This is a genomic window from Armatimonadota bacterium, assembly GCA_035527535.1.
GTDB lineage: Bacteria > Armatimonadota > Hebobacteria.
Genome location: DATLAK010000073.1, coordinates 1 through 18,334, shown reverse-complemented (window position 1 = coordinate 18,334; position 18,334 = coordinate 1). Strand labels below are relative to the sequence as shown.

Sequence of the window (18,334 nt, the reverse complement as noted above, 5' to 3'; positions counted from 1 at the left end):
CCTACTCCCCGCACGCGTTAGCCGCCGGGATCCGGCGCATGGACCTGGTCCATCAGCAGCAGGAGATCGAGGCCAAGAAGATCCAGGCGCGCCGGCAGATGCGCGCGGCGGCAGTCAAGGTGAAGGCCGCGGGCTACGAGTTGAAGGCGGTGGAGCGCCGCCTGGAGGACGCCCGCGACGATTTGGCCAAGACCCAGGGCCAGCTTCGCAGCACGCGCGATCAACTGCAGGATGTGAACCGCCGCCTCGAGGGTACCCGCGCGCGCCTGCAGGCCCATCGCCGAGCGATGGGCGATCGCCTGGTGGTCATCTACGAGTTCGGCGGCGTGCGGTACCTGGATGTTCTCGTCCGCGCCGCCGGCTTCGCCGATTTCGCCAACCGCCTGTACCTGGTGCAACTGGTGGTGGACCAGGACCTCGGCCTGATGCGGGGAATGGAAGCAGAGCGCCAGCGCATCGAGTCTTACCGGCGCGCGGTGGAGGCCAAGGAAGACAAGATCGCCAAGCTCGAGGTGCAGATTGCTCGCAAGCACGACGAGTACGACAGCCAGCGGCAGGAGAAGAAACGGCTGGTCGGCAAGCTCGAGCAACAGCGCCGGTACTGGGAGCGCGCGCTGGCGCAAATGGAGCGGGACTCGCGCGACATCGCGGCCCAGATCCGCCGCTACCAGCGCACCACCGGCCGCTACCGCTACGCGACCCCATGGACCGGCAGCTTCCTGCGGCCCGTGCAGGGCGGCATCACCTCGGGCTTCGGCTATCGCATGCACCCCATCCTCAAGGTGCGCAAGATGCACACGGGGGTTGACATCGCGGCCGCCACCGGCACCCCCATCCGCGCCGCCGACGCGGGCACCGTCATCTGGAGCGGCTCGCGCGGAGGCTATGGCCAGTGCGTGATCATTGACCACGGCGGCGGCATGAGCACCGTCTATGGGCACTGCTCGCGGCTGGCGTGCCGCATCGGCGAGGAAGTCCGCAAGGGCGAAGTCATCGGCTACGTCGGCAGCACGGGCCTGGCCACCGGGCCGCACCTGCACTTCGAGGTGCGCCGCAACGGCCGCCCGATAAACCCGTTGTCGTTCTAGCCCGGGCTGCTCACGCCTCACCCGGGCTATCGGTCGGTCATCCCCCCGAGCCGGGCGCCGCGACCGGCGTCCCTTAGGCCGCGGTCTCGCAGCCTGCGTGCACGGCCCGCAGCGTATGCGAACAGCAGCGGGCGACGGCTGTGTCATTCAGGGCCCCGACGTGTCGGGGCGAAGAATCTCGCTCCCAGCATGCGCAGCGGTGAAGGAACAACCGTCTTGCGCGACCATTACGACCGGTGTCTCCCCCGTCGAGGCCCCGGGGTGGGAGGAAAGTCTCCAAGGGCGACCGAGGCTCCTGCCCTACGGGGCCTACCCGACCGCCGGCGTGCCCGCCCACCTCGTGCCGCGCTGCAACAGCAGGCGAAACATCTCGTGGCCGCAGGCGTTGGGGTTGTGCCCCAAGGCCAGGTAGAAGACCCGTCCCCGCCCCCAGGGCTTGGTCCACGCGACCGGCACCGCACGCCCCTGCCACAGCGCCGAGCACAGCACGCCCGCGCGCGGGTCGTAGTCGAGCACGTACTGCTCGTCCTCGACCATGAACTCGGTCAGTCCCTGGGTGATGGGGTGGTCGGGATCAACCACGCTCACCTGGTAGGGGCGGAAGCGCGGGTGGGTGACGAAGTGGCCTCCGACCATGGCGCGATACTCCGGGCAGTCGCGGAAGGAATCCGCGGCGGAGTGGACGCCGACAAAGCCTTTGCCCGAGGCGATGAAGTTGAGCAGGCCGTTCTTTTGGGCGTCGCTGATCTCGCCGACGGTGTAGTAGAAGACGACCACGTCGTAGGGATCGAGGTTGGGCGATTCCAGCACCGACAGGTCTTCCTCGACATAGGTGAGGTCGAACTCCGCCTCCGCCTTGAGCGCATCGGCGATCGCCTCGCCGCAGCCCTTGGCGTCGTGGATCTCGCCCCCTGCCAGCAGCAGCGCTTTCGTCCGTGCCATGCGTTCCTCCTGATGGGCGCGCCGCTGAGCCAGGGACGTCGCGCCAAATCACGGGCAGTGTCTTCAACGGCGGCGCGGGATATCCTGCACGGGGATGGCGGCGCCGCCCGCAGCGGCGCGAGTGGCGGCTCGCAACTCAGTCCACGGCGACGGCGGCGACGATCTCGGCCACCAGGTCGGCGGCGCCGACGCCGGCGATGCGCGCCTCGGGGCGGACGATGACGCGATGGCCGAGGACGGCGGGGGCGAGGCGCTTGATGTCGTCGGGCAGGACGTAGTCGCGCCCAGAGACCGCCGCCAGGGCCTGGGCGGTGCGGAAGAGATGGAGCGAACCACGGGGGCTGGCCCCGAGGTAGATTTGGGGGTGGGCGCGGGTGTGAGCGACGAGGTCGAGGATGTACTCCTGGGCGCGCTCCTCGACCCGCACCTCGCGCACCGCTCGCTGCATGGCCAGCACCGACGCGGCGTCGGTGACCGCGCCGATACGGGCGATGGGATGCTCGCGCTGCTGCTCCACCACCACTGCGCGCTCAGCCTCGCGGCTGGGGTAGCCCAGCCGCAGGCGCATCATGAAGCGGTCGAGCTGCGACTCCGGCAGCGGGTAGGTGCCCTCGTACTCGATGGGGTTCTCGGTCGCCATGACCACGAACGGCCGCGACATGGGGTGGGCGACGCCATCCGCCGTGACCTGCTTCTCCTCCATGCACTCCAGCAGCGCCGACTGGGTCTTAGGGCTGGCGCGATTGATCTCGTCGGCCAGCACCACGTGGGCGAAGACGGGCCCGGGAACGAAGCGAAACTCCTGGCGCCGCTGGTCGTAGATGGAGACCCCGGTGACGTCGGAGGGCAGCAGGTCGGGAGTGAACTGGATGCGCTTGTACGTGCACCCGAGCGAGATGGCGAAGGCGCGCGCGAGCATGGTCTTGCCCACGCCGGGCACGTCCTCAAACAGCACATGCCCGGCGCAGAGCAGCGCCACCAGCGCCTCTTCAATGACCTCGCGCTTGCCGAAGATGACGCGGGCGACGTTGTCAACTATCGGTCCCGCGACCGCCGCCACGCCGGGCAGGCTCACGGACGCAGCGTCAACCTCGAGCGCGTCATCCGGCGCGCGTTCCGGGAATCCTTCTCGCTCCACGCGCTACCACTTCGGGGCGTCATCGCGAAGTCCCTGCCGCAGAGAAAGGCGGGGCGCGCACCGCGCGCCGCCTCACCCGCCGGCGAAAAGCTCGATGGTGTCAGCGCGCAGGGCGGACAGGTTGCCATGGCGATCCTGCACCTGGGCGTACACCGCGCGCGCTCCGTCCGCGCCCGCCGCCAGCGTCCACGCGAACTGGCCGTAGTTGCACTGGCTCAGCGACTGCCAAGACCCCCACGGGTCGGCATAGCGATTCTTGAATCGCACCGACGCCGCACAGTCGGGATAGACGGTGAGCGCGACGTTGGGGCTGATGGTGGTCGGCGCATTGCCGTTGATGTTGAAGCCTTTGATGATCGGCGCGGCGGTGGTGTCGAGATCAATCGAGTCGTAGCGCACCGATGACAGCAGGCCGTGGTGATCCCGCGCCTGGACATAGACCACGCGCGGGCCGTCACCCCCCGCGGCCAAGGTGCGCGCGAACTGCCCGTAGTCGCACCGGCTCAGCGGCTGCCAAGACCCCCACGGGTCGGCGTAGCGGTTCTTGAAGCGCACGTCGGTGGCGCAGTCAGGATAGACGGTGACCGTGACGTCAGGCGTGACAGTGAACGCCGCGCCGCTGTTGATGGTGACGGACTTGACGATGGGGGCGGCGGTGGAGTCGAGATCAATGACGTCCACCGACGTATTCGACGGCTGGGCGTCAGCGGTCTGGCACATTGCGTACACCGCGCGGGGCCCGTCGCTGCCGGCCGCCAGCGTCCACGCGATGACCGTGGAATCGCTGCCCGGCGTGTAAGCGTAGGGGCCCTGCCACGGCGCGGCGTAAGTGTTCTTGAGGTAAACCTCGGAGGCGCCGCGGGCGTAGATGCGAGCGTTTACCGTCGGGGTCGAGGTCCAGGGCGCGTTGTCATTGATCAGAGCGCGACATAGGAACGGGCCCGCCAGGGTTCCCGCGTCGGGCAGGCGCGCAGTATGGCCGGCGCCATCGTCGCACCAGAAGTAGTAGGTGTGGGTGCCGAGGGGCAGCGGCGTGGAGTACTCATAGTCTCCGTCGAAGGCACTGCCGGTCGCCAACGTCATCGCGTGCGGCGCGTCGTCAACGGCCACCGTGATCGCGCTCGGGGGCGTGCCCGCGGGGTGGTAGTAGTGGACGCGGAAACGGAAGATGGTGCCCGCGCCGTAGTGCGCGGGATCGGAGGGATCGCAGCCGCCGCCGGTCAGTCGGGGCGTGTCGGCCACCACCTTGACCGATCCCGGCGCGCCCCAGGACTCGCCGTAGGAGGAGCTGGCGGCGGTGACGCCGATGGAATAGGTGCCGGGGGTGTCAACTCTCAGCGTCCAGGCCGCCGATGTGCCGGCGCCGCTCGGGATGGCGCCCAGGGGCTGCGGATTAGCTCCCGAGACCAACGTGATGCCTGCGGGGACTGCGAGCTGCGCGCTGCAGCCATGAGCGAACAGGTCGCCCTGGTTGGCGACGTTGACGGTGACCAAGAAATCCTGGCCTGGCAGCGGCGTGTACGCCGGCTGGCCGGGGACGTTCAACTGCGGCCCGGTCGCGACCGTGAGGGGCTCGTCGCCCGCGAGCGCGAAGTCCTCGTAGGCGACGCCGGCAAACGAGGTGCTGTAGGCGTTGACCTTGATCACCAGGCTGCCGGCGCGATTGCTCACGACCTGCTCGACGTTGTCACCGGACGAGATGGAGGAGGAGACGACGGCGTTGTCCGCCTGGGCGTAGAGCCGCAGGTCGAGGTCGCTCAGGCTGTAGTACGTGCCGGGGTAGGAGGCGCCGCTGTAGTTCACATGGCGGTCCCACGCCAGGGTGAACTTGTCGCCGCCGGCGCCGTCCACCCGGTAGAGGCGAAAGGCGTTGGCGCTGCCGGCGGGATAGACGAAGCCCGCCAGGGAGTCGCTGCGATGGTAGTAGGCGTACCACATGTCGAGGTAGCCCCAGCCCCAGGCGGGGTCCCAGCCGGCGGAGCCGCGGTCTTCCGAGGCGTTGATGAGAACCGCCTTCTGACGCATCGGCTCCAGGATGCCGGCGTCCGCCAACAGCAGCACCGCGCCCGCGACGTGGGGCGAGGCCATGCTGGTGCCGCTCATGGTGACGAAATCGGCGCCGGCGCCCTCCCAGGCGTTGTTGCAGGAGGTGATGCTTTGCCCGGGCGCGGTGAGGTCGGGCTTCTTGCGACCACCTGGCGTGGGGCCGCGGCTGCTGAAGGCGGAGATCAGGTCGTCGCCGCGGCCCGAGGTGTTGTTGTCGTTGGCGGCGGCCACGCACAGCAGGTTGTAGGCAACCCCCGGCGAGTTGAGCGTGTAGAGATCGGGGCCGGCGTTTCCGGCGGCGACCGCGGCCGGCGTTGTGAAGGCGTCGGCGTCATCCACGATCGCATCCCAGAAGCGGTCGAAGCCCGAATCGTCCGCCGCCGCGAGGCCGCCCGCGCTGAAGTTGAGCACGTCGGGCCGCACCGCGGAGGTGGTCAGCGCCCAGTCCACCGCGGCCATCACATCGCTCAGCATCAACATCCCGGAACCGTCGGTCGCATTGTAACCGGCCTTCAGGTTGAGCGCCTGGGCGCTGCCGTAGGCCACCCCCTTGTAGGTCGTGTTCCCGCTCACCGCGATGCCGGCGACGTGGGTGCCGTGTCCGTTGAGGTCGTCGGTGGTGGACGGGTTGTCGGCGTAGTCGGTCTGGGTTTGGGCAGAGGCGTGAAAAGTGCGGCTGCTCCAGGTAGTTGCCGTCAGCGCGGGGTGGGTCGTGTCTACCCCGGCGTCCACGATGCCGGGTGTGAACAGGCCGCCGTCAAAGCCGTTGCTCCAGAAGGTGTCGGCGCGCATCGAGTATGCGCTGGTGTTCAGACGCAGCGGAAGCTTGCGGTCCGCCACCACGTAGGCGACGCCCGGCCGGTCGGCGATCCCGGCCAGGGCGACGCCGGGCACTCGCGCCGCCAGCGCGTTGACGGTCGTATAGTGGTAGAGGACGCGGCCGTCCACCGCCGCCACGTCGTCCGCGACTGACTGCTGCTGCGGCCACGTCAGCCCCCGAACCTCCTCTATCACCTCGTCGCGCAGGCGGCGGCGCAGCTCCCTGGCTTCGGCGGTGAGGCCCCGCAGCGCGGCGCGGTCGGCATCGGTCATGGCGGCATACTCGCGCCGGGCGGCGGCCCGCACCTGGTCGCGCGTCGCGCCCGGCGGCAAGGGTCGGTAATCGCCGGCGGCGAGGGCCCGAATTCGCGCGTCAATCCCACGCCACTGCGGCTGGTAGAACGACCGCGCCACCGCCGTGATCTCGAGCGACGGCTGATCGGCGAGAAACACGATGACGCCCACCAGCTCCCCGCGGCCGAGCATCGGCACCAGCTCGTCGCCGAGCTTGGTCTCGACCAGGCGCACGGTGGCGGCGTCGGGCGGCCGCGGCGGCTTGGCGGCCGCTCCCTCGGAGCGGTAGCCGGCGGCCACCGCAGGGGTCGTCGCCACCAGCACCAGCGCGACGACCGGCAGGCCCGCGCTTGCGAGCATCAGGATGCGTTTCATCGGTCCTCCGTAGAGCGTATCGGCAACGGACGCAAGCACTGCGCCCGCGGAGGCGGGAGGGAACAACTACGCGCCTCGCGGGCATGCCTCCATCTCGACGGATACCATGTATCAGGCGCCCCCGTCAAGCTCGCTCCATAATCTACCCGCTCGCATCGGCGATCATGCAGGCCTCCGGCGCCTCGCGGGCCACCGCCTCGGTGTGCGGGCAAACCTGACCTCAACGACGCCGGGCCGCGGCGAGATTCCTCGCTGCGCGCTGCCGCGCGATTCGCGCGACCACGCTCCGTTCGGAATGACACCACCGGATCACTGTCACTCAGAGCGTCTTGTCCCCCGCAGCCTTGGCGAAGGGGGAAGCGAAGAGTCTCGCCTGCGCAATAGCGCGAAGTGATGGGCGACTGCCGGGCCGGCCCGCGCTTGACAGGCCCGCACCCGGGCGTTATGATATATGCGGATAGGCACATATATCATGGCGGCCAAGCTAAACGAGATGCTGCGCGCGCTGGCGGACCCGACGCGCCTGCGGATCCTGACGCTGCTGCAGGGGTGCGACGAGTTGTGCGTGTGCGAGCTGGTGGAGGCGCTGCGGCTCCCGCAGTACCACGTCTCGCGGCACCTGCGCACCCTGCGGGCGGCGGGGCTGGTGCGCGGTTGGCGCCAGGGCCGCTGGATGCACTACTGCCTCAACCCGCGCCTGGCGGGTGCTGATCGCCCCCTGGTGGCGGCTGCCTGCGCCCGCGCCGCGGCCGAGGCGACGATGCGCGCCGATGCGCGGCGGCTGCGCCAGTGCCTGCGCCCGCGCGCCGGGCGTGGCGGGTACATCTTGCGCTGCTGCGTCCGCAAGGAGAGCGTCTGATTATGAGCCGCACCGCGAGCGCAAGGCTGAGTTTCCTCGATCGCTACCTTACGCTGTGGATCTTCCTGGGCATGGCCTTCGGCGTCGCCCTGGGGTATCTGGTGCCGGGGGTGGTGGGACTGATCACCCGCTTCCAGGTGGGCACGACTTCGATTCCCATCGCCGTCGGCCTCATCCTCATGATGTATCCACCGCTGGCGAAAGTGCGCTACGAGGAGCTGGGCGAGGTCTTTCGCAACCCGCGGGTGCTGACCCTGTCGCTGGTGCAGAACTGGGTCATCGGGCCGCTGCTGATGTTCGGGCTCGCGATTCTCTTCCTGCGCGGCTACCCGGAGTATATGGTCGGGCTGATCATGATCGGGCTCGCGCGCTGCATCGCCATGGTCATCGTCTGGAACGACCTGGCGCAGGGCGACCGCGAGTACGCGGCAGGGCTGGTGGCCTTCAACTCCATTTTCCAGGTGCTGTTCTACGCGCTCTATGCCTATGTCTTCATCAAGCTGCTGGCGCCGTTGGCGGGGGTTGATTTCGGCGACGTGGACCTGAGCAAGATCACCATGGGCGGCATCGCCCGGAGCGTGTTCATCTACCTCGGCCTCCCCTTCCTCGGTGGGCTTCTCACCCGGATAGTCCTCATCCGGGCAAAGGGGCGGGCCTGGTACGAGCAGGCGTTCATCCCCCGCATCTCCCCTATCACCCTCATCGCCCTGCTCTTCACCATCGTGGTCATGTTCTCACTCAAGGGCGAATACATCGTGGCGCTGCCACTGGACGTGCTGCGCATCGCGGCGCCGCTGCTGGTTTACTTCGTGATCATGTTCCTGGTCTCGTTCTATCTGGGCGCGAAGATCGGGGCCGATTACGGCCAGACGACGACCCTCGCCTTCACCGCCGCCAGCAACAACTTCGAGCTCGCGATCGCGGTCGCGGTAGCGGTGTTCGGCATCAACTCCGGGGCGGCGTTCGCCGCGGTCATCGGGCCGCTGGTGGAGGTGCCGGTCCTGATCAGCTTGGTCAACGTCGCGCTGGCGTTTCGCCGGCGCTACTTCGCTGGTTCGCCTGGGAATGCGGTCGGGCAATGAGAGGAGTGGTTATGAGCAGACAATCAGTCGCAGTGCTTGCCGTGGTCGCCGTCATCGGGATCCCAACGGCGATGATCCTGTACAACAGGTCGGCGGCCAGAGACGTGGCCGTCAGTCCCGGGGCCGCCGCCGCCGGGAGCACAGAGGCCGCGCAGACACCCCGCGCACCGGCCAGCCCGGCCGAGCGAACCCTTGATCGGGCCCGCAAGCAGGGCAAGTACGCATTCCTGCTGTTCTACCGACCAAAGGATCGCGGCGACGCCAAGATGAGGGAGGTCTTCGAGCGGGCGCAGACCCGGTTGACTGAGAAGGCGGCGTTCGTGTCGGTTGACGTCGGCGCCAAGGCCGAATCGCGGCTGATCGAGCAGTATGCGGTGAGCAAGGCGCCGCTGCCGTTGACCCTGGTGATGGCGCCCAACGGCGCGGTCGTGAACGCCTTCCCCAAGGCGGTGGACGAAAAGACGCTGGCCCGCGCCTTCGTCTCGCCCAAGCTGGCGGAGGTGAGCAAGGCGCTGCAAGACCGCAAGCTGGTTACCCTCTGCCTGCAGAACGCGCGCACCAAGCACAATGCCGAATCACGGCAGGCGGCGCAGCAGTTCGTAGGTGATCCGAGCCTCGCGGGGCAGGCCGTGCTCATCACAGCCGATCCCTCCAAGGAGCCCGACCTACTGAAGCGCTGCGGCATCCGGAGCACCCCGACGGAATCCACGGTCGTAATGCTGCTGCCTCCGGGGCAGTTGGCAGCTAGCGTGGCGGGTAGCACAACGAAAGACGCTCTCCTGGCGAAACTGCAGGCAGCCCTTGCATCGTGCGGCAGTGGCTGCGGGCCCTCTGGCTGCGGCCAATAGGTAAGGAGTCGACTTTGACCACATTCTTGCTCGTGCTGAAGGAGCTGCGCGAGCGCAAGAGCCAGTTGCTGACCAGCTTCGTGGCGATCGCGTTGGCCCGTTGACGCGTCGAGCGCCATCGCGTTCTAACCATCGCTCAGTGAGGAGGAGCATGTGATGAAACTACAGATACTTGGCCCCGGCTGCGCGCGATGCAAGCAACTGCTTGCCAATGTACAGCAGGCGGTTGCCGACATGGGCGGTGCAGTCGAGGTCGAGAAGGTGGAGGACATCAAGGAGATCATGAAGTTCCGCGTGCTCGCCGCCCCCGCGCTCGCGGTGGACGGCGTGGTGAAGGCGGCCGGACGGGTGCTATCGCCCGATGAGATCAAGAAGCTGCTCGGCAGATGAGCGAGGTACGTGTCATGGAAAACGACAAGCCTGGCCTGATCATGTGTGTGTGCACCGGCAAGTGCCCGGGGTTCGCGAAGATGGACATCTGGGACTTCATCAACCGGGTGCGGGTGGAGCTACCCGTCGAGTACGGGTTCATCCACCCCCAGCTCTGCGAGGAGGATGGAGATCGATTCCTCGCCGACTTCCTGCAGGCGCACCGCAAGGTCATCGTCGCCGGTTGCGCGCCGAACATGCAGTACAAGATGTTCCGGGACGCCTTTGCCGCGGCCGGCTTGGACATCAAGGCTGACCTCGTGCCGCTGGACATCCGAGATATGACCACCGACGAGGCGGTGCAGAAGGTGGCCGACGCGTTGGTTGCGAGTGAGGGACAGTCGGCATGAGCGATGAGACCTTCATGGGCGTGCCCAGGGAGAAGATCCCCTGGTTCCCGACCATTGACTACAGCAAGTGCGACTTCTGTATGGAGTGCGACAAGTTCTGTCCCCATCAGGTGTTCGAGCGCCGGGAGGGAGAGGTGAAGCTTGTCGTCGCGAACCCCACGAACTGCGTCGTGTTCTGCCGTGCCTGCGCCAAGACCTGTGGGCCGGACGCGCTCTCCTTCCCGAACAAGCAGGAGATCATCGAGCTGATCAAGCGCCTGCGGGAGGAGGGCAGCAATGGCTGAGCGGTTCGCGGTGCTGCCCTGCAACGGCCTGGACAAGCCGGCCGGGCCGCTTGCCCGCGAGATCGCGCTGGCCTTGGTCGAGGCCTGTCAGGGCGAGCTGATCTGCCCGGTCCTCTACAACAACCTCCCGGCGCTGTATGCGAAGGCGCTGGAGCTTCCTCTGATCGTGATCGACGGATGTGGGACCCGGTGCGCTTCCAAGCTGGCGACTGAGCACGACCTGAAAGTGCGGCGCAAGCTCCAGGTCACTGATGCTCTCAAGGAGATGGGGGAGTCGGCCGGTGAGACGCTTACGCCTGACCCGGAGCGACTCGCGCTCTGCCGCCGGCTCGCCGAGAGGCTGCTCGCGGCTCCGGCCGAGGGGTGCGCCGTCGATGCCGAGGCGGCCTTCGCGGAGCCGGTCGAGTACGCCACCGTCACCCACGATAAGTTCATCTTCCGCATTCCCACGCAGGGCTACCTGTTCAACGAAAACCACTGCTGGGCGCACATCGCCGGCAGCCGTGCCCGCGTCGGGATCTCCGACTACATGCAGCAGGAGCTTGGGGACCTCACCTTCTGTGAGCTGCCGCAGGTAGGAACCGAGGTCGAGCAGTTCGGGGAGATCGGCAGCGTAGAGTCCGTGAAGGCCGTGTCCGACATCATCTCCCCGGTGAGCGGCCGTGTGGTAGCCGTCAACGCCGCGGTAGTCCAGGCGCCTGAACTCATCAACGAGGAACCCTATGTCAAGGGATGGGTAGCGGAAGTGGAGTTACGCGATTTGGAGAACGACCGCGCGCTCCTGCTGGATGGCGAGACCTATCTGGCGCTCGTGCGGCAGAAGGCTGCCGAGTACCGCCCATAGTGGTGTGAGAAACGAAGGGGATAGTGGATGGCTGAATCGGCGAACGGCAGAGTGCTCGTGATCCCATGCAGCGGCATCGGCAAGGTGCACGGGCTGATGGCGCGAGAGGCGACCTACCGCGTCGTGGACGATCTGGAACCGCAGGCGCCGGAAACGCTGTGCCTCGCCCTCTTGGTGAAAGGCGATGAGGAGGCGGTGACGGCGGTGCGCACCCGGCCCTGCATCACCATCGACGGCTGCCCCAAGCTGTGTTCCTACAAGAACGTCGAGCTCGCCGGCGGGAACATCGCAGAAAGCGTGCGCGTGGTGGATGCCTTCAAGGGCCACAAGGGTGCCCAGCCCGGCACCGCGACCGAGCTTGACCATGACGGCTGGACCATCACCGAGGAAATCGCGCAGCGGGTTGCGGCGCGGGTCTGCGAGCTATGCGCTGGAGAGGGGAAGTGACGATGGCAGAGGAGCCGATCAAGGTTGGCATCATCTCTTGTGCCGGCGAGGAGATCCCGGAAGGGACTATCTCGCGTCTCGCCGTACGGCGCGTGCTGGAGCGTCTCCGGCCCGGCCAGACGGTATCGATCTGCCTGCCGCTCTTTCTTGCCGGCGCGGAGGGCGAGCGGGAGTTTGCGCGCAACTACCCGACGATCACCATAGACGGCTGTGACCAGCAATGCGCGAAGTGGGGCACCGAGAAATACAGCGGCCCCGTGAATGCCGCCCTCGTTGTGACCGACCTCCTGAGGAACGCGGCGCCACTGAGCGGAGCGCGCTCCGGCCGCAAGCTTACCGACTGTGACCTGGCTGCGGTCGAGCTGGTGGCAAATAAGATCGTGGAATCGCTCGACCGCGCGGTGGCTGAAGGCTTCGTGCCTGAAGAGGGCGCGGCTGCCGTCTCCTGTGGGTGCGACTGCAGCACGCCCTTGCCGGCCGGCGAGCTGCTTGTGGATGGTGAGCGCATCATTGTCGCCGGGCTGCCGCTGATCTTTCAGCAGTGCGGCGAGGATGGCCTGCCGGCCGACAGCGTGGATCTGGCGCAGCGTCTGGTGGAGGCCGTGGCCGTCTATCACCCCGTACCTGCGTCTCAGCAGGATGCTTACGGGCCGGCCCTTGCGCGGGCATATGAGGCTTATCTGCGGTCCTCGCAGACTTGACGCAGCCGGAATGCGGGGGAACGTGTTGCCCAGAGGAAAGGCTTTGCTGAGGGAGTACAAGTTCCAACTGTTCGCACCCAAGTGCAACCCGTCGGCGGAGTATGTCAACTGCCTGGCCGCCTTGCGCGATGACGTCCGGGAGGTCTTCCCCTACCTCAACGCGACACTCAAGGCCTGTCAGTACAACCCCGATGCGCCTTTTCTGCGCTTTCGCCACGAGGGACACGTGATCGCCCTGCGACCTCGCCAGGCTGCGGTGAGCAAGCTGGCTGATGCGGAGGAGGCGCAGCGAGTGCTTGACTGGGTCAAGGGCCTGGTCAATGAAACCTGGGAGAGGCGCGATCAAATCACCCCCAGTTACCGCCGAGCGGCCGGCCTGACCGCGCTGCAGCTTTACCGGCTGCTCCCGGGCGGCAATTGCCAGAAGTGCGGCGAGCCGACCTGCCTGGCTTTTGCCGTCAAACTCGCGGGAGAAGAGGCGACGCTGGAGAAGTGCTCGCCGCTGTGGGAGACACAACAGGAAGAGAAGCGCAAGGCGCTGGTGGAGCTTCTTCTAGAGGCAGGCTATGAGGTTCCCGAAGACTGGCTATGAGAGGATGAGGAAGCAATGAGAGGATCGAGGTGGATACTGTTAGTGGTGATTCTGGCCATTGTGGCGGTGTTCATCGCCAAAGAGGCAATCAAGGAGCGGTCTTCAGCTCGACCAGCGGCAACCATCGGTGGAGCGGGAAGCGCGCCCGAGGAGACTGCACCTGGCCCGTCGGCGCCCTCCGCGCAGGCCAAGCCAGCCCCGGAGGGAAAGCCGGAGGGGCCTCTGCCCGGCTCAAGGCTCGCGGACTGCCTTAAGAGCGGCCGTCCGACCATGGCTGACTTCGGCAAAGGCTGGTGCGTGCCATGCAAGATGATGGTGCCGGTGCTCAAGCAGGCCGCCCAGGACTACTGGGGCAAGGCCAACATCGTATTCGTGGAGCTAGATGAGTACGCCGACCTGGGCCGGGGGTATCGCATTGCCACCATGCCCACCCAGATCTTCTTCAACACGAAAGGCGAAGAGGTCTCTCGCCACATGGGCTACATGGGGACTGAAGACATCGAACGCGAACTCGCGACATTGGGGCTCAAGAAGTGATGTTCCGAAGACGCAGTGGGTGGGGTTGGTTCTCGTCGTGGCTCGCGGCAGAGAAGCGCGCGAACCGCTTGCCGCTTCTGGTCTCACTGATATGCCTCACGCTATGCATCATTCTGTCTAAGGGATCGGCAAAGCAGGCCTCGGCTGGGGTGCCGGCTCCGACAGTGGACAAGGCCTGCCCCGGCCTGAGCTCAGGCCCCCTCACACAGGCTCGCCTTGTTCGTCTGCCTGATGGTCTGGTGCTTCGTGCGCCCTCAACGCAGATCAATCAGCGAGAGATCTCTGACGAAATCGGAAAGGCGCCGCAACGGCTTCGCGCCCAACTGCGCCAGAATGCCTTTTTCGTCCTGGAGCAACTGGCCACGCGGCGGCTGTTGCTGGGCGAGGCGCGCAGATGGGCAGCAGCGCACAACCCGTCTGTCAAGGCGGGCGACGAAGACTCGCTCATCCGTGAATACCTGCAAACTGCAGCAGAGCGTGCGTCTGTCAGCGATGAGGAAGTGCGGGCCTTTTACAGCCAAAACAAGGAATTGGTTGGTGGGGCGCCTTTCGAGAGCGTTCGGGGCGACCTGAAGCGATACCTCCTTGGCGAGAAGCAACAGGCCGCCATGGAGGCGCATGTCGCTGGCCTGGCCGAGCGAGCCGCGGCCGAGGTGGACGCGGCCTGGACGAAGCAGCAATGCCGCCTGGCGATGGACAACCCGGTGGACAAGGCTCGGCGCTCCGGCAAATCTACCCTCGTAGACTTCGGAGCCACCGGCTGTCGGCCGTGCGACATGATGACCCCCATCCTGGCTGCCCTGAAGAAGAAGTATGCAGGCAGGCTTAACGTTCTCTTCGTGCATGTTCGGGATGAGCAGATCCTGGCCGCTCGCTACGGCGTGCGAACGATTCCGGTCCAAGTGTTCTTCGACAAAGATGGCAAAGAGCTCTTCCGACACGAGGGGTTCTTTCCGCAGGCTGACATCGAGCGGAGACTGGGGACGATGGGGTTGAAGCAGTGACAGAATTCGTGACGCAGACACTCCCGCGAATCGTGGGCGAGCTCTCCGCGCTCGCTTACCTGCTGGTGTTTCTGGGCGGAGTGTTCACAAGCATAGGGCCATGCAATCTCTCCATGGTTCCGGTCATTATCGGCTACGTGGGGGGCCAGCGTGACCTCACTCGAAGCAAGGGCTTCTGGCTCGCGACCTTCTTCACATTCGGCAGTTCCGTGACGTTCATGCTGCTGGGGGTGGTGGCGGCCACTGTCGGCGGGCTGTTCGGCACGGAGAGCAAGATACTTCATTGGTTCGTAGCTCTCGTCTGCTTCGCCATCGGGCTAAACCTGCTGGGCGCGCTGAAGCTCAACTTCGACTTCATGGTCAGGCTCCAGCCCAGGCGGGTGGCAATCACCGGTCTGATGGGGGCTTTTCTGCTCGGGCTGGTCGTCGGCCTGGCTGGCTCCCAGTGCGGCACGCCTGTGCTGGTGGCAGTTCTCGGCATAGCAATGGCCAAAGGTAGACTGGCCTATGGCGCCTCTCTGCTGTTCGCCTACGGTCTGGGGCGGGGGGTTCCGATCATCCTCGCCGGCACGTTCACCGGTGTGGTGAAGGCGTTGCCGGCCCTGGAGCGGTGGGCGCCGCGGATGGAACAGGCGGCGGGCGTCGTGGTAATCGCTGTCGGGCTGTACTTCGTGTGGATTGCGTGAGGGGCAGCGGCAGGGGCGATGTCTCTTCTGTTCTGTCGCTGCCGCAGCCGAAGGGAGGTTCCATTGACCAAACGCACGCGACATGACCAACGGAAGCAATGGGTGCGGGAGCGCTACGGCGCCCTCGCGTCCGAGAAAGACCAGGGATGCTGCGGGGAAGCCAGGGCTTGCTGCGACCCGGCGGCGGCGGTGGCCGCCCACATCGGCTACAGCGCCGAGGAGCTATCGGCGGCGCCCGCAGGGGCAAACCTCGGCCTCGGCTGCGGCAACCCGCTGGCAATTGACAGCATCGCTCCCGGCGAGACCGTGCTCGACCTCGGCTCCGGCGCCGGCTTCGACGCCTTCCTGGCGGCCGCGCGCGTGGGCCCGGCGGGACGGGTGATCGGCGTGGACCTGACGCCGGAGATGATCGAGCGGGCCCGCGTCAACGCCGAGCGCGAGGGTTACACCAACGTCGAGTTCCGCCAGGGGGACATCGAGGCGCTGCCGGTCGAGGACGCCTCGGTTGACCTGGTCATCAGCAACTGCGTGCTGAATCTCGTCCCCGACAAGGCGGCGGCGTTCCGCGAGATCGCGCGCGTGCTGCGGCCCGGCGGGCGCATCGCCATCGCCGACATCGTGCTCGACAAACCGCTGCCCCAGGGGCTGGCGGACGACGCCGACGCGTACTGCGCGTGTGTGGGCGGGGCCGTCAGTCGCGCCCAGTACCTGCGCGGGCTAGAGGCGGCCGGACTCGTGGACGTCCGGGTCGTATCCGAGGCCGACGCCATCGGGCTGCTGGCGGGCGCGTCGTGCGATCCGAGCCTGCCCGGCGGCCGGCGCGCGCAGGACCTGGCCGCATACACCGGCATCGCCACCAGCATCCACCTCACCGGGCGCAAGCCGGGTTGAGCCGCAGCTCGCGTCCCTCATGCGTACCCCGCCGGCGGCCGTGCGCCAGGATGACGCACGCGCGGTAGCCGGCTGCATTCACGAAGAACCTGGGGAGCGACTAACCCTCTCAGCCCTGATAAAGGGAACAGGCGCCTCCACTGGGAAGGCGCCCTTCGCTCCGTAGAGCGTTGCCCGCGCACGAAAGTCCTTTGCTGATTGTACCAGAGCGACGATTCCCGGCCAACTACAGTGAGGTGCAGCGCCTCCCCAGCGTTTCGCGTGCCTCGCCAAGAAGGGGACCCGCGTGCGCAGGTAAGCGCGCGTCCGCGCCGAATTAGCGCTGCATTGTCGGGCCGCTACGGCGCACCCCGCGGGCGGGAAAGGACCGCGGCGCTGGGTTTGGGCAGCCGGCTTGCGCGCCGAAGGTGCATGTGATGTCGGACTCCTCTTCTCCCACCGTTCCACCGCCACAGGTTGAGCGCGCGATTCGCCTGTCATATGGACAGGCGATGCTCAGCTCCATCTACGCCGCCTCGGTAGGGGGCATGTTCATCATCGGCTACGCGCTGCGGCTGGGGGCGAACAACGTCCAGATCGGCCTCATGAGCACGGTGCCGATGTATTTCGTGGTGATGCAGTTGGCGGCGTCGGTGCTGGTGGAGCGCGGGGTGAGCCGGCGCACGATGACGATCATCGGTTCGCTGGCCAACGTCTCGGGGTGGGCGCTGGTGATACTCATCCCTTACCTCGCGCCCGGCGCCGCTCCCGCGCTCAAGGTGGGAGCGCTCATCGGCGTCATCGCCCTGGTGACCATGTTTGCACAGGTCTCGGGCAACGCCCGCAGCAGTTGGATCGGCGATCTCATCCCGGCGGGCTTCCGCGGCACCTTCTTCGGGCGCCTCAACATGTATGCCGGCATCATCGGCGTCGTGTTCGCGTTGCTCGAGGGCATTTTCCTCGATCACGTCAAGCACATGGGGATCGAGGCGTTTAGCTGGCTCTTCGGTTTCGGCATGCTGTTCGGGCTGGCGAGCGCCCTGCTGTTCGTGCCGCAGCCCGATTGTCCGCTCGTGCGCCGGGAGGCCGGCGGCGGGTTCGTCGCCAGCGTGCGCGACACCTTCGCCAACGGCCCGCTCATGCTGGTGATGGTCTTTGCGCTGGCGTGGTCAATGCAGTCAATGGCGGGCCCGTTCTACGCGACCTACATGCTGCGCGACCTCGAGATGCCGTTCTTGGGGGTGGGGGCGGTCAACGCGGTGGCGACGCTGACCCTGCTGCTGTCGTCGCCGTTCTGGGGGCGCGTGGTGGATCGCTACGGCTGCCGGCCGGTGTTGATCGCCTGCACCTTGGCGCTGGCGCCGGCGCCGCTGGTGTGGATCTGGATGAACAGCGCGATGGCGGTGTACGCGGCGGTGCCGGCCATCAATCTTTGCGTGGGCTTCGCGGCCGCCGGGGTATCCGTTGCCCTGAGCACGCTGATCTACAAGGTCACGCCGAGCGCGGGGCGGTCGGTGCAGTTCGCGATCTACTCGACGGTGGTGGTGCTGGCGGTGGCACCGCTGCCGACGGTGGGCGGGTATCTGCCGCGCCTGCTGGAGGTGATCGGCGTTGACTACGATGTGCGCGCCACGTTCTACTTCTCGGTGCTGTTCATGCTCGCGGCGGCGTGGGCGGCCCGACGGCTGCGGGAACCCGATTCGCGCCAGACCAGAGAGCTGATGCGCAACCTGCCGGGGCACCTGCGCAGGCCGCACAGCCTGCGCGGGCACGACCGGGACGCGTAAACGACCCGGGCGCGCGGTCTTCAGAACGCGCGGGAATCGCGACCTCCAATAGTCTCTAACAATACCTCGTTACCATGTCACCCCGAGTGTTGACGAGGGGTCTTGGCGAACTCGAGCGACACCAAGATTCCTCGCTCTGCTCGGAATGACATCCGCGAGAAGAGCGGTCTTGTTAGACCCAGATTATGCGCAATGAGCGTAAATGCTTCACCTGGCGGGTGAAGCAGCGATGTTAAGCGGTTAACAGCTGATGAAACGATGATGGGAACGATTCCAACCCACACAAAAGCAAGGAAGCGCCTGCCTGTGTCG

General features: G+C 66.7%; 19 protein-coding genes. 16 read left to right on the top strand and 3 right to left on the bottom strand.

The genetic code is table 11. The features are described from left to right. Positions 1 to 1,088: peptidoglycan DD-metalloendopeptidase family protein (locus VM221_04925; GenBank protein HUT74166.1), on the top strand; the 1,088-nt coding region annotated here is incomplete at its 5' end. 309 nt (positions 1,089 to 1,397) lie between these two features. On the opposite strand, the gene VM221_04920 is transcribed toward VM221_04925, so the two are convergent. The 3 genes from VM221_04920 to VM221_04910 form a co-directional block, all read right to left on the bottom strand. Beyond that, a complete protein-coding gene (locus VM221_04920) occupies positions 1,398 to 2,030 on the bottom strand; it encodes a ThuA domain-containing protein (protein HUT74165.1) in 633 nt (210 codons plus the stop codon). Positions 2,031 to 2,166: 136 nt separating this feature from the next. Next, entirely contained in the window at positions 2,167 to 3,168 is a 1,002-nt protein-coding gene (locus VM221_04915) for a MoxR family ATPase (GenBank protein HUT74164.1), read from the bottom strand. 72 nt (positions 3,169 to 3,240) lie between these two features. Next, complete coding sequence (locus VM221_04910; protein ID HUT74163.1) at positions 3,241 to 6,702, bottom strand: S8 family serine peptidase; 3,462 nt, start codon at positions 6,700 to 6,702, stop codon at positions 3,241 to 3,243. Positions 6,703 to 7,174: 472 nt separating this feature from the next. Between VM221_04910 and VM221_04905 the strand changes: the two genes are divergently transcribed. From VM221_04905 to VM221_04835, 15 genes are all read left to right on the top strand, one after another. Beyond that, positions 7,175 to 7,561: a metalloregulator ArsR/SmtB family transcription factor gene (locus VM221_04905; GenBank protein HUT74162.1), complete on the top strand. Its 387-nt coding sequence runs from the start codon at positions 7,175 to 7,177 to the stop codon at positions 7,559 to 7,561. A gap of 2 nt (positions 7,562 to 7,563) precedes the next feature. After that, positions 7,564 to 8,643, top strand: coding sequence for an ACR3 family arsenite efflux transporter (gene arsB / locus VM221_04900; protein ID HUT74161.1), 1,080 nt, complete (start codon positions 7,564 to 7,566; stop codon positions 8,641 to 8,643). A gap of 11 nt (positions 8,644 to 8,654) precedes the next feature. After that, positions 8,655 to 9,491: a hypothetical protein gene (locus tag VM221_04895; protein ID HUT74160.1), complete on the top strand. Its 837-nt coding sequence runs from the start codon at positions 8,655 to 8,657 to the stop codon at positions 9,489 to 9,491. 156 nt (positions 9,492 to 9,647) lie between these two features. Then, a complete protein-coding gene (locus VM221_04890; GenBank protein ID HUT74159.1) occupies positions 9,648 to 9,881 on the top strand; it encodes a thioredoxin family protein in 234 nt (77 codons plus the stop codon). Positions 9,882 to 9,895: 14 nt separating this feature from the next. Continuing rightward, positions 9,896 to 10,270, top strand: a complete 375-nt coding sequence (locus VM221_04885; GenBank protein ID HUT74158.1) for a hypothetical protein — start codon at positions 9,896 to 9,898, stop codon at positions 10,268 to 10,270. Further along, complete coding sequence (locus VM221_04880) at positions 10,267 to 10,554, top strand: 4Fe-4S binding protein (protein HUT74157.1); 288 nt, start codon at positions 10,267 to 10,269, stop codon at positions 10,552 to 10,554. The genes VM221_04885 and VM221_04880 overlap by 4 nt, the downstream gene beginning before the upstream one ends. Next, positions 10,547 to 11,398, top strand: coding sequence for a glycine cleavage system protein GcvH (gcvH, locus tag VM221_04875; protein ID HUT74156.1), 852 nt, complete (start codon positions 10,547 to 10,549; stop codon positions 11,396 to 11,398). The genes VM221_04880 and gcvH overlap by 8 nt, the downstream gene beginning before the upstream one ends. A 27-nt stretch (positions 11,399 to 11,425) precedes the next feature. Then, positions 11,426 to 11,845: a putative zinc-binding protein gene (locus VM221_04870; protein ID HUT74155.1), complete on the top strand. Its 420-nt coding sequence runs from the start codon at positions 11,426 to 11,428 to the stop codon at positions 11,843 to 11,845. Positions 11,846 to 11,847: 2 nt separating this feature from the next. Continuing rightward, positions 11,848 to 12,546, top strand: coding sequence for a putative zinc-binding protein (locus VM221_04865; protein ID HUT74154.1), 699 nt, complete (start codon positions 11,848 to 11,850; stop codon positions 12,544 to 12,546). Positions 12,547 to 12,589: 43 nt separating this feature from the next. Beyond that, the gene (locus VM221_04860) at positions 12,590 to 13,138 is read left to right on the top strand and encodes a (Fe-S)-binding protein (protein HUT74153.1); all 549 of its coding nucleotides are present in this window, start codon (positions 12,590 to 12,592) and stop codon (positions 13,136 to 13,138) included. A 15-nt stretch (positions 13,139 to 13,153) separates the two neighbouring features. Beyond that, positions 13,154 to 13,675, top strand: a complete 522-nt coding sequence (locus VM221_04855; protein ID HUT74152.1) for a thioredoxin family protein — start codon at positions 13,154 to 13,156, stop codon at positions 13,673 to 13,675. 164 nt (positions 13,676 to 13,839) lie between these two features. Then, positions 13,840 to 14,679 (top strand): thioredoxin family protein, encoded by an 840-nt coding sequence (locus VM221_04850; protein ID HUT74151.1) that lies wholly within the window; start codon positions 13,840 to 13,842, stop codon positions 14,677 to 14,679. After that, the gene (locus tag VM221_04845; protein ID HUT74150.1) at positions 14,676 to 15,365 is read left to right on the top strand and encodes a cytochrome c biogenesis CcdA family protein; all 690 of its coding nucleotides are present in this window, start codon (positions 14,676 to 14,678) and stop codon (positions 15,363 to 15,365) included. Before VM221_04850 ends, VM221_04845 begins: the two co-directional genes overlap by 4 nt. 63 nt (positions 15,366 to 15,428) lie before the next feature. After that, positions 15,429 to 16,256, top strand: coding sequence for an arsenite methyltransferase (arsM, locus tag VM221_04840; protein ID HUT74149.1), 828 nt, complete (start codon positions 15,429 to 15,431; stop codon positions 16,254 to 16,256). A 416-nt stretch (positions 16,257 to 16,672) separates the two neighbouring features. Further along, positions 16,673 to 18,022: an MFS transporter gene (locus VM221_04835; protein ID HUT74148.1), complete on the top strand. Its 1,350-nt coding sequence runs from the start codon at positions 16,673 to 16,675 to the stop codon at positions 18,020 to 18,022. Positions 18,023 to 18,334 lie beyond the last annotated feature (312 nt).